Annotated in this window: 15 protein-coding genes; 7 read left to right on the forward strand and 8 right to left on the reverse strand. The window is 44.5% G+C overall.

From position 1 onward, the window contains the following. Positions 1-41 precede the first annotated feature (41 nt). Positions 42-1307 (reverse strand): radical SAM family heme chaperone HemW, encoded by a 1266-nt coding sequence (gene hemW / locus PSBA01_RS12765; RefSeq protein ID WP_186475546.1) that lies wholly within the window; start codon positions 1305-1307, stop codon positions 42-44. 508 nt (positions 1308-1815) lie between these two features. Between hemW and PSBA01_RS12770 the strand changes: the two genes are divergently transcribed. The 4 genes from PSBA01_RS12770 to accC all read left to right on the forward strand — a co-directional run bounded on the left by PSBA01_RS12770 (position 1816) and on the right by accC (position 6177). Then, complete coding sequence (locus PSBA01_RS12770; RefSeq protein ID WP_186474645.1) at positions 1816-2304, forward strand: EVE domain-containing protein; 489 nt, start codon at positions 1816-1818, stop codon at positions 2302-2304. 345 nt (positions 2305-2649) lie between these two features. Next, complete coding sequence (locus PSBA01_RS12775; RefSeq protein WP_186475547.1) at positions 2650-4017, forward strand: MATE family efflux transporter; 1368 nt, start codon at positions 2650-2652, stop codon at positions 4015-4017. 241 nt (positions 4018-4258) lie between these two features. Next, positions 4259-4690 carry an acetyl-CoA carboxylase biotin carboxyl carrier protein gene (accB, locus tag PSBA01_RS12780; RefSeq protein WP_186474646.1) on the forward strand — a complete coding sequence of 144 codons (432 nt, stop codon included), beginning with the start codon at positions 4259-4261 and terminating at the stop codon, positions 4688-4690. 125 nt (positions 4691-4815) lie between these two features. Next, positions 4816-6177 (forward strand): acetyl-CoA carboxylase biotin carboxylase subunit, encoded by a 1362-nt coding sequence (gene accC / locus PSBA01_RS12785; protein ID WP_186474647.1) that lies wholly within the window; start codon positions 4816-4818, stop codon positions 6175-6177. A gap of 161 nt (positions 6178-6338) precedes the next feature. Here accC and PSBA01_RS12790 read toward each other — a convergent pair whose 3' ends face one another. Together PSBA01_RS12790 and leuA are read right to left on the reverse strand one after the other, a co-directional pair. Beyond that, complete coding sequence (locus tag PSBA01_RS12790; RefSeq protein WP_186474648.1) at positions 6339-6959, reverse strand: hypothetical protein; 621 nt, start codon at positions 6957-6959, stop codon at positions 6339-6341. A gap of 279 nt (positions 6960-7238) precedes the next feature. Further along, positions 7239-9023 carry a 2-isopropylmalate synthase gene (leuA, locus tag PSBA01_RS12795; protein ID WP_186474649.1) on the reverse strand — a complete coding sequence of 595 codons (1785 nt, stop codon included), beginning with the start codon at positions 9021-9023 and terminating at the stop codon, positions 7239-7241. 221 nt (positions 9024-9244) lie between these two features. On the opposite strand from leuA, the gene PSBA01_RS12800 reads away from it, so the two are divergent. Then, the gene (locus PSBA01_RS12800; RefSeq protein WP_228724595.1) at positions 9245-9733 is read left to right on the forward strand and encodes an Lrp/AsnC family transcriptional regulator; all 489 of its coding nucleotides are present in this window, start codon (positions 9245-9247) and stop codon (positions 9731-9733) included. A 22-nt stretch (positions 9734-9755) separates the two neighbouring features. On the opposite strand, the gene PSBA01_RS12805 is transcribed toward PSBA01_RS12800, so the two are convergent. The 5 genes from PSBA01_RS12805 to PSBA01_RS12825 all read right to left on the reverse strand — a co-directional run bounded on the left by PSBA01_RS12805 (position 9756) and on the right by PSBA01_RS12825 (position 15929). After that, positions 9756-11012, reverse strand: a complete 1257-nt coding sequence (locus PSBA01_RS12805) for a YbfB/YjiJ family MFS transporter (RefSeq protein WP_186474650.1) — start codon at positions 11010-11012, stop codon at positions 9756-9758. A gap of 126 nt (positions 11013-11138) precedes the next feature. Next, the gene (locus PSBA01_RS12810) at positions 11139-12482 is read right to left on the reverse strand and encodes an ABC1 kinase family protein (protein ID WP_186474651.1); all 1344 of its coding nucleotides are present in this window, start codon (positions 12480-12482) and stop codon (positions 11139-11141) included. Positions 12483-12563: 81 nt separating this feature from the next. Beyond that, positions 12564-13355 (reverse strand): HesA/MoeB/ThiF family protein, encoded by a 792-nt coding sequence (locus PSBA01_RS12815; protein WP_186474652.1) that lies wholly within the window; start codon positions 13353-13355, stop codon positions 12564-12566. Between the two features lie 45 nt (positions 13356-13400). Beyond that, positions 13401-14273 (reverse strand): peptide chain release factor N(5)-glutamine methyltransferase, encoded by an 873-nt coding sequence (gene prmC, locus PSBA01_RS12820; protein WP_186474653.1) that lies wholly within the window; start codon positions 14271-14273, stop codon positions 13401-13403. Positions 14274-14321: 48 nt separating this feature from the next. Next, complete coding sequence (locus tag PSBA01_RS12825; protein ID WP_186474654.1) at positions 14322-15929, reverse strand: AmpG family muropeptide MFS transporter; 1608 nt, start codon at positions 15927-15929, stop codon at positions 14322-14324. A 766-nt stretch (positions 15930-16695) separates the two neighbouring features. Here PSBA01_RS12825 and katG point away from each other — a divergent pair. Further along, positions 16696-18888 (forward strand): catalase/peroxidase HPI, encoded by a 2193-nt coding sequence (gene katG / locus PSBA01_RS12830; protein WP_186475549.1) that lies wholly within the window; start codon positions 16696-16698, stop codon positions 18886-18888. A gap of 330 nt (positions 18889-19218) precedes the next feature. After that, complete coding sequence (locus PSBA01_RS12835) at positions 19219-20148, forward strand: LysR substrate-binding domain-containing protein (protein ID WP_186474655.1); 930 nt, start codon at positions 19219-19221, stop codon at positions 20146-20148. The last annotated feature ends 58 nt before the right edge of the window (positions 20149-20206 follow it).

Genomic DNA, 20206 nt, shown 5'->3' on the forward strand with positions numbered 1-20206 from the left:
CTTTATTCTAAGTAGTTACTGCACATACACTTTATCAGATGCTACAAAAAAACACGCAATATCTGATTGAGATAACGCTGACCTAACAATGTTGGTTGCAGCTGAGTTTTACTATCTATCAGTAGCCCTTGCTTAATCAACTTGTCTACTTGTGTGGTAACGCTTTCAAGCTTAAGCCCTGTTCTCTGCTCAAACAACGCCCAAGCGACACCGCCATGTAAGCGTAATGCGTTCAACATAAACTCACTCACTAACTCTTCACTATCGATTGCCTGCCAACCAACCATTTTTGGTACGTTTTGAGTGCTCTTGGATGTTTCCGTCTCTATATCTCCTACATAATCTTTTGGCAAACGTGATTTGCTAAAACGATAGATGCCAGATTCTGCTAACAAATCGTTTTCTGATTTATCACTTTCCTTTGACAGCTTATTATCCCTGTCTGCGTGACAATCAATCGTCACTTTACCATGTGCACCAGCACCTATTGCTAGATAGTCGCCAAACTGCCAATAGTTGATATTGTGACGGCAAGGCTTATCTGACTCGCCCGCCCACGCAGACACCTCATAATTGCTGTACCCCAGTTGCTGCAACAGCGCTTGCCCCTCTTGTTCAATATCTGCCAAGTTGTCTTCATCGGGTAAAATAGGCTGGCTACGATAAAACACCGTGTTGGGCTCAATCGTTAATTGATACCAAGAGATATGCGTTGCGCCAGCATCGTGCGCCATTTGAATATCATTTAATGCTTCGTTCATGGTTTGCTGCGGCAGACCATGCATAAGATCGACATTGACTCGCGTAAACCCAGCAGCCTTAGCAGCGCGTATCGCTGATAACGCTTGTACAGGATCATGGATACGTCCAAGCACTTTGAGCTTATCAGCGTCAAAACTCTGCACACCGATAGACAATCGATTGATACCAACCTCTAGATACTGAGCAAATGGCGCATGCTCGAGTGTTCCTGGATTGGCCTCCATCGTAATCTCAATATCCTCTGCAAATTCAAAACATGACCGCAAACCAGAGAACAGTCGCTGATACTGTGCAATTGGCAATAGTGATGGTGTGCCACCGCCAATAAATATTGAGCTGATTTTACGCCCTTGCGCCAATGACTGTTGCATATTCGCATCCAAAAGGAGCGCATCGACATAATCATCATACATAGACAACTGACTGTTTATAGGCAGCTCATGCGAGTTGAAGTCGCAGTAAGGACATTTTTTCACACACCACGGAATATGGATATAGAGCGACAGTGGAATGCTCGTCACCTCTACAACGCTAGTCTCTGTCATCTTTTCTGTGAGTTGTAACGTATCAAGGTTATTTGGCGAGCTATCAGCATTCATTTTGGACATAAATAAACTTATTGTGTAATGGGCAATAATGATCAGTATCGAAAGTATCGCTAGGATAACGGCTAGATGATATAAAGAAAAGCCTAACTGACGTAAAACTATTAACAAAGCCACGCACAAATCCCTTATTCACCATGGTAACTTGCAGGCAGTATATAAAGAGACTATTAACAGTACAGCATCCAAAGCGCAGCGCTGTATTCAGAATATAGTCAATCCTAAATAAAACAGATACATTATATATCAAGGTGGAACTGGTCTAAATTTTCCTTGCGTGCTGTGCCTACGCAGACAGAGGCTGCGAAAAATTTATCCCAGTCCCACTGTATCGTTTTTATACTGAATTCACTATATAACCGTTACATTTGCGGCGCGCTTGAAAGCTGGTTAATAAAAAACCACCCTGATAATATTAAATTTAAACATGAAGCAAAGGATAAGACATATGGCTTATTGGCTATTGAAATCAAACCCAAAGTTTTTTGGTATTCACGATTTACAACGGCTCGGTACAGATAGCTGGGATGGTGTCCGCAACTACCGCGCTCGCAACTTTATGCGTGATGATATGAAAGTCGGTGATCAGGTATTCTTTTATCATTCTAGCGCAAGACCCTCTGGTGTGGCTGGCATTATGACAGTCAGTCAAGCGGGCTACCCTGACCCCACTCAATTCCACCCCGAGCATCGTCACTATGATCCTATTGCAACCGAAGAAGAACCACGCTGGTATATGGTGGATCTCACTTTTGAGCAAGCTTTTACAGAGGTGTTGCCGTTATCAGAGCTGAAATTTTTGCCTGCACTTGAGGACTCATTACTGCTGAGAAAGGGCTGCGAGCAATTAACGGTCATTCCATTAGAGCCCAAACACTGGCACGCGATTATGAACATGGCCGAGACACTCGAACTACTGCCAGAACATACCGATTAGCTCGACCCTCTATCTACTGATTATCAATACCAAGGTAAAACAAGCCTAAAATGAGTATTCATATAACGCTTCTAAATCGTTGACATCATAGTCTGGCTTCTTTACCATCTTATGTGTATATGACCTGTCAATCTACCACTTAGATTGACGGGTTATTTTTATTTTAGTGCCTTCACTTTTATTTTCTGACTCCGTCTGTATAAGCTTGCTCATATTATTTATCGGAGTATCATCGTCGGCACGACTCTTCTCATACTGTGTCAATATTGAATTGACGACGGTATTTGCTTATTCATCGTTACTACTTTCATAACAATTACCGCAAAGAATAAAAAGTTGCTTACCATGGTTTTCCCATTATCTTTCAGAGATTTTAAAAGCTACAGTTTACGCTTAGGGGTACTCGCTCTCCCTATCTTGATTACTCAGTTTTGCCAAGCAGCGCTTGGGGTTGTCGATGCCATCATGGCAGGTCAAGTATCTGCGCTTGATTTGGCGGCCGTGGCAGTTGGATCTGGCATTTGGCTACCGCTGTTTTTATTAGCGACAGGTGTGTTGATTGCCACTACCCCTCTCATTGGTGAGGCTGTCGGTCAAGATCAGCATCACCAGGTTCCTCATATTACTCAGCAGTCCTTGTGGACAGCAGGCGCTCTTGGCCTTATTGGTTTTATTGTTGTCAATTTGGCACCCAATGTCCTTGGCATCATGGGTGTGCCTGAGAATATTCAGCCTATAGCAACACAATATTTGCATGGTGTGTCTTTTGGTTTCCCTGCATTAGCTGTCTATGCTGTGTTACGCAGTTATTGCGAAGCGCTTGGTCGACCTGAGCCAGTGACGGTTATTAGCATTGTCGGTCTACTCGCAGATATTCCTCTGAACTATATTTTTATCCATGGTTTATTTGGCATGCCCGAGATGGGCGGTGCTGGCTGCGGTGTGGCAACAGCACTGGTATTGTGGATAAATGTGTTGTTACTGGCGGCTTATACCAGCGTCACCAAGCGGCGGGAATTTGCTAGCACTCGCTTTTTTTATGGTTTTACTAGCCCAAATCGCACACAGATCAAAAAACTTCTAAAATTGGGTATTCCTATTGGTGTCTCTATCTTTTTTGAGGCCAGTTTATTCAGTTTGGGCGCTCTTGTTATCAGCCCGCTCGGAGAGCTTGCAACAGCGTCGCATCAAGTGGCTTTATCAGTAACGTCACAGCTATTTATGATACCGATATCCGTCGCGATGGCACTCACCATTATGGTCTCAAATCGTTATGGTCAAAAAAACCTCTTAGCACTTCGCCAAGTACAAGCCACTGGACTTGTCTGGACAGTATTGATTGCGCTCACTTGTATGCTTGGCATATGGCTATTTAGACCAGAGTTGGCAGCAGCATTTACCGATAATCCAGCGGTTAGAGCGGAGTCTATGCATTTGCTTATCTTTGCCCTCGCCTATCAGTTATTTGATGGCTGGCAGGTAAATATCGCGGGTATATTACGCGGCATGCAAGACACCACTATACCAATGTGGGTCACGCTTTTTTGCTATTGGTTAGTAGCCCTACCACTGGGTATCTATTTAGTGCGTTTCACTGATGTTGGCGCTCAAGGCTTTTGGATGGCATTAATCACTGGCCTATTCTTATCTTCTATTCTATTGACCCTTCGTTTGCGCTATCAGCAAAGACGTTTAACCGCGCTGTGGGGTTGAAACTGATTGATTAAAACGTCACACCTCATAACCATTGCTAGCGATATATGGTCACATAGACTATGATAAATCGTAGATGATTTCTTGCTAAAAAGATGGCTTACGTCAAAATATGTAAAAAATCTCAGTTAACAACTGTACATTGATTGCTCATTACTCTGAATCTAGGTATCATTAGCAACTAATTAGACAATATTTAGTTACACTATTTTCGAATTTAGTACAAGGTCAGATAAAAACTATGGATATTGAAAAAATACGCACCCTCATCGCCCTTATGGAAGAAAGTGAACTGGTTAATTTAGAAATCAGTTCAGACGATGAGCATATTAGCTTGACTCGTCATTATGATACCCCTGCACCCACCATGATGGCCGCACCAGCTGCGAGCGCTGCTCCTGCTGCCGCCGCTGAAGGGAAACCTGCAGAAAAAGCGGGCAGCGTTGAGAATTCACCGATGGTTGGTGTGTTTTATTCAGCCCCAAGCCCTAATGATCCACCATTTGTAAAAGTCGGTCAAAAAGTTCAAGCGGGTGATACCCTAGGTATTATCGAAGCGATGAAAATTATGAACCCTCTTGAAGCGACTCAAAGCGGTATTGTTGACGAAATCTTGGTAGATAACTCTGAAGTCGTACAGTTCGGCCAACCTGTCATACGCTATAAAGCGTAACGATATTTGCCATACTTTATTTCATTATGGCTGGTTTTTGATATACGTATCGCATCAAAGTCAAATAACAGGATGCTAGATATCAAAACTCAGTCAATAACTGATGCATCGACAAGGATGAACCCATGATAAAAAAATTGCTCATTGCCAATAGAGGTGAGATTGCCCTGCGCATCGTTCGAGCTTGTAAAGCGCTAGGTATCGAAACGGTAGGCGTCTACTCTACTGCTGATGCCAACTTGATGCACCTGCGCTTTGTTGATGAGGCAATTTGTATTGGTAAGCCTAATGCCAATCAAAGTTATCTTGATATTAATACTATCTTAACTGCCGCTGAAATCACTGGCGCGGATGCTATTCATCCGGGTTATGGTTTTTTGTCTGAAAATGCTGAGTTTGCTGAGCGCGTAGAAGAAGCAGGATTGACTTTCGTTGGCCCTAATGCAGATCACATTCGCTTGATGGGCAATAAAGTCTCTGCCATCAATGCCATGAAAAAAGCGGGCGTACCAACTGTACCTGGTTCTGTGGGTACCGTTACGCTACATAATGCTGAAGAACAAGCGCGCAATATCGGTTTTCCGCTATTGATTAAAGCGGCTTCTGGCGGCGGTGGACGCGGTATGCGTGTCGTTGAGCGCTTTGATGAGCTGGTCGGTCAAGTCCAAGCGGCGAAGCAAGAAGCTGAGCTTTGGTTCGGTGATGATACTGTCTATATGGAGCGCTATCTTCAAAACCCGCGCCACGTAGAAGTACAGGTACTGGGTGATGGCAATGGTAATGCTATCCATCTGTATGACCGCGATTGCTCACTGCAGCGTCGTCATCAAAAGGTACTAGAAGAAGCGCCTGCGCCAGATATCCCAGATGATGTCCGTGAACCTATCTTAAAAGCATGCGTGAAAGCCTGTGAGCTTGTGAAATACCGCGGCGCTGGTACGTTTGAGTTTTTGTTTGAAAATAATGAATTTTTCTTTATTGAAATGAATACGCGCGTACAGGTTGAACATCCAGTAACCGAGATGATTACTGGTATCGACGTCGTCGTTGAACAGCTAAAAATTGCAGCCGGCTATGGTTTATCTTATCGTCAAAGTGAGATTGAAATCCAAGGCCACGCGATTGAGTGCCGTATCAATGCTGAAGATCCAGCAACTTTTGTTCCTTGCCCTGGTACTGTCAATCAACTATTTGCGCCAAGTGGCGCAGGTGTTCGATTCGATTCGCATCTATACCCTGGCTACGAGATACCGACTTACTATGATTCACTCATTGGTAAGCTTATCTGCCATGGTCAGACTCGCCAGCAAGCCGTTGCTAAGACCATACACGCACTTGATGAGTTGATCATTGAAGGTATCAAAACCAATATACCGCTACATCGTGATGTGATTTTGGCAGATGATAATTTTGCCAAGGAAGCGCAAAACATTCATTATCTCGAAAGAGAGCTTCTGAGCACAGACAAAGCCGAGAAAAAGGCATAGATCAAAACAGCGCTAAGCTGTAGTTTGCTTACTCGTACTGACTGGGACAGTAGTCATTTCCCATAAAAATCAATTTCCACAAAAAAAGCCGCTATCAATATAGCGGCTTTTTATGATTAGTAGATGTCAAATAATCTGTGTAATATGCTAAAAACCACTTATTATGGCAATACTCTATTAAAAGTCATAAAGCACTCTGTACCGTCAGGATCAGCGCACCACTGCATCTGATTGCCGTCGTGGTATAAAAACGCAATCAATGCTTCGTCACTTTGATCCACTTGGTTGCCTGAGCAATCTACTTCGTTATTATCATAGATCGTCTTGATAGCGATGACGGGCAGGCCTTCTTCACGATGTGTGACTAGATAGCGACCGTATGTCCACTCTTTACCACTGACCGCCCACATCTCATTGTCCGCACCAAAATTATATAGCTCACGGCACTGATTCGACTTGTTGACTGACGCCATTAAGTCTTTACTGGTAGTCGGCTTAATGTTTAGTATGCGCGCCTCACTTTGAGTGATTATGCCACCATCCATATCAGCTACCACCTTAGGCTCTGCACTGTTTTTTTGCAGACTATTCGATGATGCCGCTTGCTGAGCTTTCGCCTCTTTGGTCATGGTGATAGAACTGTCTAAATCTATCTCCCATTGTCCTGCAATGGCTGGACTAATATGCGTAGTGATTGTCGGCTCAGTAACCGTTTCACCATTCACTGGCAATGAAGCCAGAATAGATGCCAATGTAAATGAAGCAAATGATATAGGTTCCATGATTAACCTTTTATTTATAATATTTTATATACATTAGCGTAAGTCGTAGACACCAAAAACACAAGTAACATTATGCTATTGGGCAAAATACCTTAATCCAAACGATAAGCAAAACCTTAGTCAGTAGTGACGTTGAAGTAAGATAATGCCCGATAATCTAGTCGCTTTCTACTCATAAAAAAATGACACCGTAGCTTTGCTTGTTGAGTACAAGGAGCTACGGTGTTATATATTTATGAAATCAAGACCAGTAAAGTATTACGATATAGTTATCTAATACTAAGCAGCTGCTACACTCAATGCTTGAGCAAAGGCTGATAACGCTCCTTTTAGCATGGCTGAGACCGTGCTACTACATGTACCGATGCCGGAGTATACTTCACCATCCACATTCAACTGAATATAAGCGGCGGCATTTGCATTGGTTTTATTCTCACTATTGGTATCATCATCGATACCGTTACCACTATTATGATGCGGGTTAATGGCATGTTCTGCATAGTTAATAATATGGAGTGATTTACCCGTATGCTGTGCAAGACCGTTGATAAACGATGATAATGGACCATTACCCGTACCATCGATATCAATGGTGTCGTTATTCATCTGGACTTGGCCGCTGAAATACACCTCACCGCCTTTGTTACTGACACTATAATCTAGTAACTCAAACTTACCTTGCTGCAAGTAGGTATTTTCAAAGGTTTGTAAAATTTCATCATTTTGTAATTCACGGGCAACCGCTTCCGCTTGCTTTTGTACCACACGGCTAAAGTCAATCTGCATCCAACGTGGTAGGTTAAAGCCATAATTACGCTGCAAGATATACGCAACACCACCTTTGCCCGACTGGCTATTGATACGTACTACATCTTGATAGCTACGACCAATGTGCGCAGGATCAATTGGCAAATATGCCACATCCCACACGTTGTCAGTCTCAGTTTGGTTGTTTTCATTGTAATCGAGTGATTTCTTAATGGCATCTTGATGTGAGCCACTGAACGCGGTAAAGACCAATTCACCCACATAAGGATGGCGCGGGTGTAGCGGTAAATTATTGCACTCGCTCACAACCTGTACGATTTCACTCATGTTGCTAAAATCAAGCTCGGGATCGATACCTTGGCTAAACAAGTTCATGGCCATGACCATAATGTCCATGTTACCTGTACGCTCGCCATTACCAAGCAACGTGCCTTCGATACGATCTGCACCTGCCAAAACACCCAATTCGGCCGCGGCGACTGCACAGCCACGGTCATTATGAGTATGAAGACTAATAATGACATGCTCACGCTGAGGAAGATTGCGGCAGAAATACTCTACTTGATCCGCAAAGACATTCGGCATAGAGGCTTCAACAGTTGCTGGCAAGTTCAAAATAACCTCTTGGCCTTGTTGTGGCTGCCACACATCACAAACCGCGTCGCACACTTCTACTGCATATTCCGTCTCAGTCTGACTAAAGCTCTCTGGCGAGTACTGAAACACCCACTCAGTCTCAGGGTATTTTGCCGCATACTCTTTCAATAGTTTGGCGCCAGTAATGGCAATCTCTTTAATTTCATCTTTGTTTTTGGCATAGACTTTTTCACGTTGCACACGGCTGGTTGAGTTGTAGACATGGACGACGGCGCGTTTGACGCCTTTTAGCGATTCAAAAGTACGGGCGATCAAATGCTCGCGCGCCTGTACCAATACTTGTAGCGTCACATCATCCGGTACGTGGTTTTCTTCGATAAGTTTACGGGTAAAGTCAAATTCAACCTGCGCCGCTGACGGGAAACCAATCTCAATCTCTTTAAAACCCACCTCTACTAAGGTCTTAAAAAAGCGCATTTTTTGTTCAATGGTCATTGGATCAATCAGTGCCTGATTACCATCACGCAGATCCACACTTGCCCATATTGGCGACTTCTCAATTGTTTTGCTCGGCCACGTACGATCTGGCAGCGATGGCGCAAAGGCAAATGGACGGTATTTACGAAAGTCAAAAGCGGCATTTTTTGGTGTGATCTTTGCAGTCCCAGTGGCTGCAGTATGCGTGGCTTGGTCAGACATAATCAATCCTTAGATGATATGGTTATTTGTATGTTTAGCTAGATGATTAGCTGTTGTTTAGAATTGTATTTATCATACGAGCTAACGAGTAGTTACACCATAATAATAGCAAAGTTTAGCAAATAGAAACCTCCTATTTTTTACTTTATTTTCTATGATTTTAGTGAAAAAACCCAATTTAGTAGTTACAATCAACTAAATTCACTATTGAGGCGCTAAAAATGCCAGAAAGTCATTTTGGAAGTATGAACACAATAGACATAGATGACATCGATAAGCAATTATTGCGCTTGTTACAGACGCAGGCACGTATGAGTATCACGGAGCTTGCTGAGCGTGTCAATCTCTCTGCCACCCCTTGTGCCCGCCGTATTAAACGCTTAGAAGACGCTAATATCATCACAGGCTACCATACCAAAACCGATGCGCAAAAACTGGGCTATCCGCTCGCCGTATTTATCGCCGTCAGTATGGATCGTCATACGGCTGAGCGTTTTGAGCAATTTGAGCGTAGCGTTCAGAGTTTTGAGGAAGTCGTGAGCTGTAGTATTGTCACAGGACGTACAGAGGACTATCTGATTAAAGTCAGAGTGCGTGATATGGCGCATTATGAGGAGTTTTTATTGCATCGCCTCAATCGTATTGAGGGTGTTGCTCAAGTCCACACCAGTTTTGAGCTGCGAGAGGTATTCAGCCGTAGCGTCGTATAGAGCGCTCATGGCGTTAAAAATGCTAAGCGAGCGTTGGTGACTGTCTACGAAACATTATTATCAAAATCAGTCCAATCATCAATCCGATAGCGGCGACCAGTAACCCTGCATTGAAATTGCCTTCCTCTCCTGCCAATGCTACCGTCACCAAAGGTCCCAAGAACTGCCCTAGCGCATAGGCGAGCGTTGCCAATGCAATCAGCAAATTAGAATAAGCAGGATTGATATTTTTAAACAACGTGAGTGTCATCGCCACCATACCCACGAAGGTCAACCCTAGAATAGCAGCATTGCCATATAATCCAAGCGCACCATCAAACCATATAGGCAAACACATGCCAAACGCTTGTAATACCGTGAGACCCATGAGGGTTTTTATCTCACCGATACGTTTGGCAAGCGCGCCCCATAACGGGTTTGATAGCATCGCAAAAACACCGACGACTAACCAAATCATCAATCCAGCATAGGTCTGTGTCGTTAAGCGCTGCGCTGCCATAACGGGCAGAAAAGTTGCGGAGCTGATATAACCAAATCCTGCCAATATATAACTGACAAAAAGCAAAGCAAGCGCTTTATGGTGTCCAGAAATCGCTTCATATAAAGAGCGTTTGAAGTTCAAATAGCTCTGATACACTGAGACGTGCTGTTTCGAATCGGTCAACTGTGACTCCAAACTATTTACTGGTTTGGGTTTTATCGCGTAGAGGAGCCATATTAGCGGTAAACTGGTGCAGCCTGCAACCAGCCAAATCACATCAAAGTGATAGCCCAATGTTAGAAGCCACCACGTCACAATGGCAGAAGCACTAATACCAACACCAATACCTGCATAATGGATGGCCGAGAGTATAGAACGGCGCTCGGGACTCAGGTTTTGAATCACAAACGATGAGCTCAATATCATCGCTACCCCGCTTGCAATGCCTGCGATTAGACGAATGATATACCATAACGTGAGCGACATATTTGGTACGACGAATAGCATTGTTGTGACAACACTGATTATTGCCCAAAGCGTCATCGCCTGCCATGTCGCACGCTGAGGCACAAACATAGCAATGAGGGCACCGATAAAATAACCGATATAGTTGATTGATGCTAGCCAGCCAGCAATCGTCGTTGATAGCGACAATTGCACCATAATATCAGGTAGAGTGGCGGTAAAGAGAAAGCGTCCATAGCCCATGACAACTGCCATACAGTACATACCGATACAGGCAATGGCCGCTTCATTGGTGATGGTAGGAGCGACACGGCTTTTAATAGCAGTCATCATGACAGCGCCATTTTTGTGGCAATTAGCACACAATCCTTTGTGTTAGATAATTAAAAGCAATAGTAAAATAAGTAGGAGTCAAACAGTTATTGGTACTATTGGGACATCATAAAATAAAAACAAACCCTACAATACATCTAACGTGGTTGTCCCTATCGTATCCTGTCCTAGCATTTGTACACGCTGATCGCTAAACATATCCATGTCAGGGGCTAGCGTACGCATGAACCGATCAAAATATAACATTTGCTTGGTCAATAAAGCAAAATCACGCGGGAAATGAATACCATGACGTTTGCCAACTTCGACAATCTCAAGCATCATTTTGTTGAGCTCGTCGGCCTGCTCTTTACTATTAAACGGTACGCCGCTAGTAAAGGTCTTATCTTCTGCCATGATCGTTATCATCATGCGCTCTAGATCATTACCTAAGGCAACCACATCAACTTTATTGCCACCATGCGTCATTTCCATGTCAATCATATGACGTGCCATAGCTTGATAGTCACTGTCTTGCATCGCTTGCATCATACCCATGCACGCACGCCAGCTCTCGGCTTTTAATTTACCGACAATACCAAAGTCTAAGAAACCAATACGTCCATCGGTTAATAGCATCAAGTTACCCGCATGCAGGTCAGCATGGAAGCTATTGCACAGCATGAGACTGGCAAACCAGGTGTTTAATGTATCTGCCATGATTTGCGCAGGATCGCTGCAATACTGACGCATGAGCGACTCATCAACCATAGAAACCCCATATAGGCGGCTCATCGTCAATACACGCTTGGTGGTCAGATCGTCATACACTGTTGGTGCCACTACCCGAGTATTGCCTGAGACGGCTAAGAACTGCTGAAAATCGCGGATGTTTTGTGCTTCAGCGATAAAATCCGTCTCAGCAAGCATACGCAGGCGAATCTCATCGATAATTGGCGCGATACTGGCGAATCTCATCGATGGCATCACTATTTCAAGCAGCTTGGTCACGCCATGCAATACGCCCAAATCGGTCTGCATAATCGTCTCGACGCCAGGCTTTTGTACCTTTAGCACCACTTCATCACCATTATGCAGACGGGCAGCATGAACCTGAGCGATAGAGGCAGAGGCTAGCGGCTCTGAGTCAATATGCGCAAACTTATCATCAAGACTCATACCCTCAGTCGCCAGCTCTTCTTTTAGCACCTGCTCGATATAAGCATAAGATAATGGCGTGGTTTGATCCAAGCAGCTCTGGAAAGCGGTGACATAGTCACGTGGAAACAGCGAGGGTGTACTGGCGATAAACTGACCGATTTTGATATAAGTCGTGCCTAACTGCTCAAAGGTTTCTTTGAGTAGCATTGCATCAGGTTTTTCCCCTTTTGCCACTCTTAGCGCAGACAGACCTGCCACACTCGCGGTTTGGCGAACACGGTTAACGACATTAAAGGTATGTTTTAACAAATGCGGACGATGAATTTTCATAAAAAACAACTATGGTAATAGAAAGGATTTGAAAATAGATAATTTCGAAAATAGACTAAAAATATATCAAAGACATAGTATTCAATCAGGGCTGTTACAGACTGGGCATTCTGGATCTTTTCTATAACCCATTAGCCGTTGCTGCATGTGCCTACCATCCCATATAAGCAGTTTATTTGTCAGTGGATTTTTGGTTAATCCCAAATATTGCAAGGCGGTATTGGCTTGCAGGTTACCCATAACCGCAGTGGTGCTCGCAAGCACACCTGAATTGGCACAGGTACGCTCATCGGCAACCTCATCATGCATAAGCGCGCCAAACACGCAATGATAGCAACCTGTGTCCAGATGTGGCTCAAACAGCGCCAGCTGCCCTTGCATCGCAATTGCCGAGGCAGATAATAATGGAATCCGATAATGGACGCTAATGCGATTAATGACGTCACGAGTCGCAAAATTATCCGTACAGTCTAGTAATAAGTCTGGCTTACCAGAGGCTAGATTGAGCAATTCATAAGCATTGTCTTCATCTAACCGCGCCACGGTGCCGTAAGCTTTTATCAAAGGATTGATACGCGCCAGCATAGCCGCTGCTGTCAGCGCTTTGGACTGACCGATATCTTCTGGCAAAAACAGCGTTTGCCGTTGCAGGTTACTCGCTTCGATCGCATCATCATCGATCAGATGCACATAACAAACCCCTGCACGCACCAGTGTCTCAGACGCTGGACAACCAAGGCCGCCTGCGCCTATTATCACCACGCGTGCTGACTTTAATCGCAGCTGAGCATCCATATCCCAACCGTCGAGTAGTATTTGCCGTGCATAACGGAGCAGCTCATCATCAGATAGCTGTGCCAAATCGTCTGCCATATTTTTTGCAACCTATAATTAAAAATGTCTATCCATAAAGCCTATTTATGGATATTGTCCTACTGTGACACGATCATTACCACCGTAATCTTGTACCGTGTGTACTGACTCAAAGCCGCTGTCTAAAAACAGCTGTCGAACCGCAACCCCTTGGTCATGGCCATGCTCGATAGCCAGCAGTCCTTTTTTGCACAAATAAGACGGTGCCTGCTGGACAATATGCTCGATATCAGCCAAACCATGATTGGGTGCACTGAGCGCACTGATCGGTTCAGCGGTTAGTCCCGCCAAATGCTCGTCTGCCTCATCAATATAAGGCGGATTTGAGACAATCACATCAAACCGACATTCGTCATCAGTAGATAGCGCTTGATACCAACTGCTTTGGATAAATTCAATATTAGTGACACCATTAAAATCCGCATTATGCCGAGCAATATCGAGCGCCTCAAGCGACAAATCAACGGCGACCACTTGCCAATTGTCTTTTTTTAATTCATGAGCGAGACTGACAGCAATACAACCTGAGCCTGTACCCAAATCAAGTAAGCGCTTATGACGATTAGATACTGGCTGAGCATTGATCCAATTCAATACTTGCTCGACCAATACCTCGGTATCTGGTCTGGGAATCAAGGTGTGCTCATTGACCACAAAATTCAGCGACCAAAACTCCTGCTGACCCGTCAAATAAGCGAGCGGCGTCCCTTCTTGCATCTTAACCATACCAGTATAAAACCGCCTTTGCTCACTTTCTGTCAGCTGATAATCTTCGCCAGTAATCAAAAATAGTGAAGGTTTATCAATAACATATAGCAGCCAATCTGTTGGCCAAAACGATGGTATCTGACGATTTGTCTCACCATTCGTCAGTTGACCAATTTGCTGCTTTATTTGACGAATGGTCAATGCGGTCATAAGTCACTCTTAAAGATATCGTAAATAAAGATAAAAGTACTGCCAATGCTACTCTGACGCGCGCGGTGGCTCATTGGTATCGGTCAGGTTTGGATTTGCCTTTGTTAATTTGTCATTATCACCAATCACAATGTGTTTATCGACCAAGTAGATTAAGATCAAAATTGGCATACCAATCGCAAAGGTGAAAATAAAGAAAAACGGATAGCCCATATTGTCAACGATAGCCCCAGAGTAGCCACCCATCACCTTAGGTAGCAACGTCATTAATGAGGAGAAAATAGCATACTGTACCGCGGTAAAACGAATCGAGGTCAAGGCAGACAAGAACGCAATGAATACAGCGCTGGCAAGGCCTGCCGCTAGATTATCAAAAATCACTGCCACGTACATATGCGGCAAGCTACCAGGATGGTAAGTGAGCAGGACAAATAATAGATTCGTCACACAAGCCAAGATGGCACCGACCATCATCGCCTGCATCATACGCAGTTTTTGAGCCAAAATACCACCCAAAAAGCCACCCGCAATGACCATAATGACACCAACCAGTTTCACTGCATTGGCAATATCCGTTTTACTGAACCCCATGTCTTGATAAAAGACGTTCGAGATGACCCCTGCGACGATATCAGAAATCCGGTATAACCCAATCAAGGCCAGTAGCAATAATGCTTTTTTGCCATAACGACGGAAAAAATCAACGACTGGTTCAACCCAAGTGGTATAAGCCATTTCTTGTTTGACCACGCCTACTTTGACAGACAGGTAACCCACAACCGATGCCACCAGTAAGCTGGTTAATAGATGGACAACTTCAAGTAAAAAAGCAAACATCACACTGTCTGTCTCTGGCAGTAACGCACCAACGTTGACAAAAGCGATGATAAAAGCGGCGACCGACAATACAAATACCAATACCAAACGGGCATAGTCAGAGGCGGGACGATCAATACGTATCTGCTCGCTCACAGGCTCCCGAATTATCAACGTGGTCACCACACCTACGCCCATCACCGCTGCCATGATCCAGTAGGTGTTGCGCCACGTTTCGTAACTATAAAGCTCTTCGGTCGAACCAAAATAATCTGCTAAATAGAGCGCACCTGCGCCTGCAAAAATCATCCCTAAACGGTAGCCTGCGGTATACATTGCCGACAATACTGACTGAAAACTCGCAGGGGCAAGCTCAATACGATAGGCATCGACCACGATATCTTGCGTGGCGGACGAAAAGCCCAATAGCACGGCTGCCATGGCCATATAGTGCAAACTGCTCTCATCCGTCGGGTTGATGCTGGCCATCATATAAATCGCCAAAATAATTAAGAGCTGTGCAATCAAAATCCAGCTACGACGGCGGCCCAGTAATCTAGTCAATATCGGTAGCGGCACCGCATCTACTAGGGGCGCCCAAATGAACTTGAACGAATACCCCAATGCCGCCCAACTAAAGGTCGTCACCACACTGCGATCAAATCCCGCCTCACGAAGCCATAACGACAAGCTGGAGAAAATAAGCAAAATAGGAATACCAGCTGCAAAACCCAAAAACAGCATGATCATAGCACGCCGATCCAGATAGGCTTTCGCCGCCTCGCCCCATGATTTTTTGGCGATGGGAGGTTTGGGTGGTACAGATTTGACAGCAGACATAATAACTCACCAACAATTGAGACAAATAACACAACTGCGCACAATTTTTATCAATCTTTAGAATCAGTTATCCATAAAAAGATCGATAAAAATTGCTTTACGTTGCACCAATGCGTTTATTACAACAAAATTCAGTTATGGTACTTGAGAACCGCTACCTTGACTAGATGTTTTTGCATTAACTCATTGATTCTGGCACTTTCATAACGGCTTATATTTCGCTGCAGTAACGAAGATTATAGCAATCTTTCACTATGGTTAAACCAGTCCTTAGTTTTCTTACTACTTACTCTCATCAAAGATGTCTAACAACGCTTTCATTTATCGGCAATATATAGATAGAGGTAGGCTCAATACAAACTTGATCGGCTTATTACTGTCCCACCTAGTAGCAAGAGCAATGGCGTTAATAGCAAGCTGGATGAGGTACTACACCAAGAATTAATGATTAATAATTTAAAACATATAATTTTTATATATTAGTTTTATAAATGAAAAGCACTTCGTTATGCTCTCTATATCAACAATGATTATCTTAATTGACGGTTTGTTCTTTCTATTACCATAGCCTAGGAGTTTTACCATGTCCGATTCAACCAACACCCCAACCGACAAAAACACCACGCAAGATACCGCTGGTTGCCCGATAAACCACCAAGGTAACAGCGATACCGCAACCAATACAACTTATGATCAAGGTGATGATAAGGGACCGACGATTCATAGTGAAAACGTTGATCAAACACACGCACCGCAGCGTCCTAGCATGGGCGGCTGTCCCGTCATGCATCAAGCGCATACTACCACCGCCTCTGCTGTGACTGACTGGTGGCCGAATAGCTTAAACCTAGACATATTGCATCAGCAAGACAAAAAGACTGATCCAATGGGAGCAGACTTTGATTATGCTGAAGCGTTCAAACAACTTGATTTAGAAGCGGTCAAAACCGATTTGAAAAGCCTCATGACCGAATCACAAGAGTGGTGGCCAGCAGATTGGGGTCATTATGGTGGCTTGATGATTCGTATGGCGTGGCATTCAGCAGGTACATATCGCGGTGCCGATGGTCGCGGCGGTTCTAATACTGGTAATCAACGCTTTGCGCCACTCAATAGCTGGCCGGACAACGCCAACCTAGACAAAGCGCGCCGCCTACTATGGCCCATCAAGAAAAAGTACGGCAACAAACTGTCATGGGCTGATTTGATGATTTTGGCAGGCAACATGGCTTATGAGTCTATGGGCTTTAAAACGCTAGGCTTTGCTGGTGGTCGTGCTGATATTTGGCATCCAGAAAAAGACATCTACTGGGGTTCTGAACGCGAATGGCTGGCACCGACCGAAAACCGTTACGATAGCGATAAAGACCGTGCATCCCTCGAAAACCCACTAGCAGCGGTACAAATGGGCTTAATCTATGTCAACCCTGAGGGCGTCGATGGTAACCCTGACCCATTGAAAACCGCTCAAGATATGCGTACGACGTTTGCGCGTATGTCAATGAATGATGAAGAAACGGTTGCTTTGACCGCGGGTGGTCATACCGTTGGTAAGTGTCACGGTAATGGCGATGCGACCATACTAGAAGACGAGCCAGAAGCGGCGGATGTCAAAGAGCAAGGTCTAGGCTGGCGCAATCCTAAAGGTAATGGCAATGCAGGTGATACTGTTTCAAGCGGTATTGAGGGCGCGTGGACAACCAATCCAACTCAGTGGGATCATGGCTATTTTGAATTATTATTGAACCACAATTGGGCATTAACCAAAAGTCCAGCAGGTGCATGGCAGTGGGAGCCCACAGATATTAAAGAAGAAGACCGTCCATTAGATGCTCATGATCCAAGTGTCCGCCGTAATCCGATCATGACTGATGCTGACATGGCATTGATCAAAGATCCTGTTTATCGCGAGATTTCAGAGAAATTCCATAACGACCCAGCGTATTTTGATGAGGTGTTTGCCAAAGCATGGTTCAAGCTAACTCACCGTGACCTAGGGCCTAAATCTCGTTACTTAGGGGCAGATGTACCGAGCGAAGACTTTATCTGGCAGGATCCTATTCCAGCAGGCAATGCAGACTTGAATGCTGATGATATTGCAGCGCTAAAATCGCAAATATTGGACAGTGATTTGAGCCGCCGTGAATTAATCATTACCGCATGGGACAGCGCACGTACATTCCGCGCATCAGACTATCGCGGCGGTGCAAATGGCGCACGTATCCGCTTAGCCCCGCAAAAGGACTGGGCAGGCAATGAGCCAGAGCAGCTACAACGTGTGCTTGAGGCGTTAACCCGCATTCAGTCTGACTTTGATAAAGACGTGAGCTTGGCAGATTTGATTGTGCTTGCTGGTAATACTGCTATTGAGCAGGCAGCGAATGATGCAGGCATAGAGGTTACGGTACCATTTACCGCAGGTCGCGGTGATGCAGAAGCGGCAATGACCGATACCGAATCTTTTGCAGACTTAGAGCCTTTGCATGACGGCTATCGCAACTGGGTCAAAGAAGACTATGCGGTCTCTCCTGAAGAGATGCTGCTCGATCGCACGCAGCTAATGGGATTGACAGCGCCTGAGATGGTGGTATTGATTGGCGGTATGCGCGTCCTTGATACCAACCATGGACAGAGCCAACAAGGCGTCTTCACTGACCGTGTTGGGGTCTTGACCAATGACTTCTTTGTCAACTTGACCGACATGAACTACACGTGGCATCCCGTGAAAACAGGTGACGAGCCAAGCAACACGGTCAATAGTTACGAAATACGTGAGCGTAGTACCGGTAATACCAAATGGCAAGCCAGCCGTGTGGATTTAGTATTTGGCTCAAACTCTATCTTGCGTGCTTATGCTGAGCTATATGCGCAGGACGATAACTTAGAGAAATTCGTTCGTGATTTCGTTAGCGCTTGGAGTAAAGTCATGAATGCGGATCGTTACGATATCGCCAAATAAGTCTGGTTCGCCAAACTGATTGGTCATAGATGAGTATATAGATGATGAGCAGCTGTCTTTTAGAAGGCAGCTGTTTTTATGTTTGTGTCTAACACAATAGCTAGTACTATTTTGGTTGTTTTGCCTTGATAAAATAGAGACTTATAACTAATATTAAAAATCCTACTCCTATATTCATAATTATCATAAATTGATAGCTATTTATTATATACAAGAATAATAGCTTTGTTTTACACTACGCTCTTATGGCATATTTGTAAGTTTTTACTTTCATATACAAATCTTTCAAATATAGGTAAGGTTTGTATTGTTACACAATAGGATTCAGTGATGGCAATCGATATAGTGGTCAATCAGCGACATTTGCAAATTCAGCTCAAACAGTTGGAAACAGTCTGGCATACGGTGATTAATGGCTATAACTTAAGTCAAGCAGCGACTGTACTGCACACCAGCCAATCGAGCTTGTCAAAGCATATCGCGGCACTTGAAAACCAACTGAAGACCGAAGTATTTATTCGTCAAGGAAAGCGTCTGACAGGGCTGACCACCATGGGTACGGCGCTCATGCCACATATCGAGTCCATCTTTGCTGAAATCCGTACGATTGAAAATCTAAGCTTAGATTTTAATAATCCTAATATTGGCACATTGACCATTGCGACGACCCACACGCAGGCACGCTATGTGCTGCCGAAGGTGGTTAAAGAATTCAAAGAGCGATTTCCCAAAGTCAATTTGATCTTGCAACAGGCCGATCCTGAGACCATCGCGCAGATGGTCATTCGTGGTCAAGCTGATATCGGCATCGCAACGGAGTCATTGCTCCATAATAACTATCTCAGATGCTACCGCTATTACGACTGGACGCATCGTGTCATCGTGCCAAGCGATCATGAGCTTGCAGGCTTAGAGTCCATTGATCTGCCGACGCTGGCCAGCTATCCGATTGTGACTTACCATGGCGGCTTTACCGGTCGCGGCGCGATTGATAAAACCTTTGAAGCCGCAGGTCTAGAGCCAGATATCGTTTTAGCCGCGCTTGATGCCGACGTCATTAGTACCTATGTTGGACTTGGCTTAGGCATCGGTATTATTGCCGAAATGGCATTTGAACCGAGTCATTATCAGAACCTAACTGCCATACCAGTCGATCACTTCGGACGCTTTACCAGTTGGATGGCGGTGCGCGATGATGCTGAGATTCGCCAATATGGCCGCGCCTTTATGGAGCTGTGTCAGAAGCAATTCGACAACTAAAACAAAGGGTCTAAACTGCTGGTCTTACCTTACCCCACCTTTACCGAGCTTATGTATA

It is taken from the genome of Psychrobacter sp. KCTC 72983 (assembly GCF_014280455.1).
GTDB classification, from domain to species: domain Bacteria; phylum Pseudomonadota; class Gammaproteobacteria; order Pseudomonadales; family Moraxellaceae; genus Psychrobacter; species Psychrobacter pacificensis.

What these genes read in the sequence shown, in the direction of transcription:
- hemW (WP_186475546.1), bottom strand. Translation starts at nt 1,307, where the DNA reads ATGACAGAGACTAGCGTTGTAGAGGTGACGAGCATTCCACTGTCGCTC.
- PSBA01_RS12770 (WP_186474645.1), top strand. Translation starts at nt 1,816, where the DNA reads ATGGCTTATTGGCTATTGAAATCAAACCCAAAGTTTTTTGGTATTCAC.
- PSBA01_RS12775 (WP_186475547.1), top strand. Translation starts at nt 2,650, where the DNA reads ATGGTTTTCCCATTATCTTTCAGAGATTTTAAAAGCTACAGTTTACGC.
- accB (WP_186474646.1), top strand. Translation starts at nt 4,259, where the DNA reads ATGGATATTGAAAAAATACGCACCCTCATCGCCCTTATGGAAGAAAGT.
- accC (WP_186474647.1), top strand. Translation starts at nt 4,816, where the DNA reads ATGATAAAAAAATTGCTCATTGCCAATAGAGGTGAGATTGCCCTGCGC.
- PSBA01_RS12790 (WP_186474648.1), bottom strand. Translation starts at nt 6,959, where the DNA reads ATGGAACCTATATCATTTGCTTCATTTACATTGGCATCTATTCTGGCT.
- leuA (WP_186474649.1), bottom strand. Translation starts at nt 9,023, where the DNA reads ATGTCTGACCAAGCCACGCATACTGCAGCCACTGGGACTGCAAAGATC.
- PSBA01_RS12800 (WP_228724595.1), top strand. Translation starts at nt 9,245, where the DNA reads ATGCCAGAAAGTCATTTTGGAAGTATGAACACAATAGACATAGATGAC.
- PSBA01_RS12805 (WP_186474650.1), bottom strand. Translation starts at nt 11,012, where the DNA reads ATGATGACTGCTATTAAAAGCCGTGTCGCTCCTACCATCACCAATGAA.
- PSBA01_RS12810 (WP_186474651.1), bottom strand. Translation starts at nt 12,482, where the DNA reads ATGAAAATTCATCGTCCGCATTTGTTAAAACATACCTTTAATGTCGTT.
- PSBA01_RS12815 (WP_186474652.1), bottom strand. Translation starts at nt 13,355, where the DNA reads ATGGCAGACGATTTGGCACAGCTATCTGATGATGAGCTGCTCCGTTAT.
- prmC (WP_186474653.1), bottom strand. Translation starts at nt 14,273, where the DNA reads ATGACCGCATTGACCATTCGTCAAATAAAGCAGCAAATTGGTCAACTG.
- PSBA01_RS12825 (WP_186474654.1), bottom strand. Translation starts at nt 15,929, where the DNA reads ATGTCTGCTGTCAAATCTGTACCACCCAAACCTCCCATCGCCAAAAAA.
- katG (WP_186475549.1), top strand. Translation starts at nt 16,696, where the DNA reads ATGGGCGGCTGTCCCGTCATGCATCAAGCGCATACTACCACCGCCTCT.
- PSBA01_RS12835 (WP_186474655.1), top strand. Translation starts at nt 19,219, where the DNA reads ATGGCAATCGATATAGTGGTCAATCAGCGACATTTGCAAATTCAGCTC.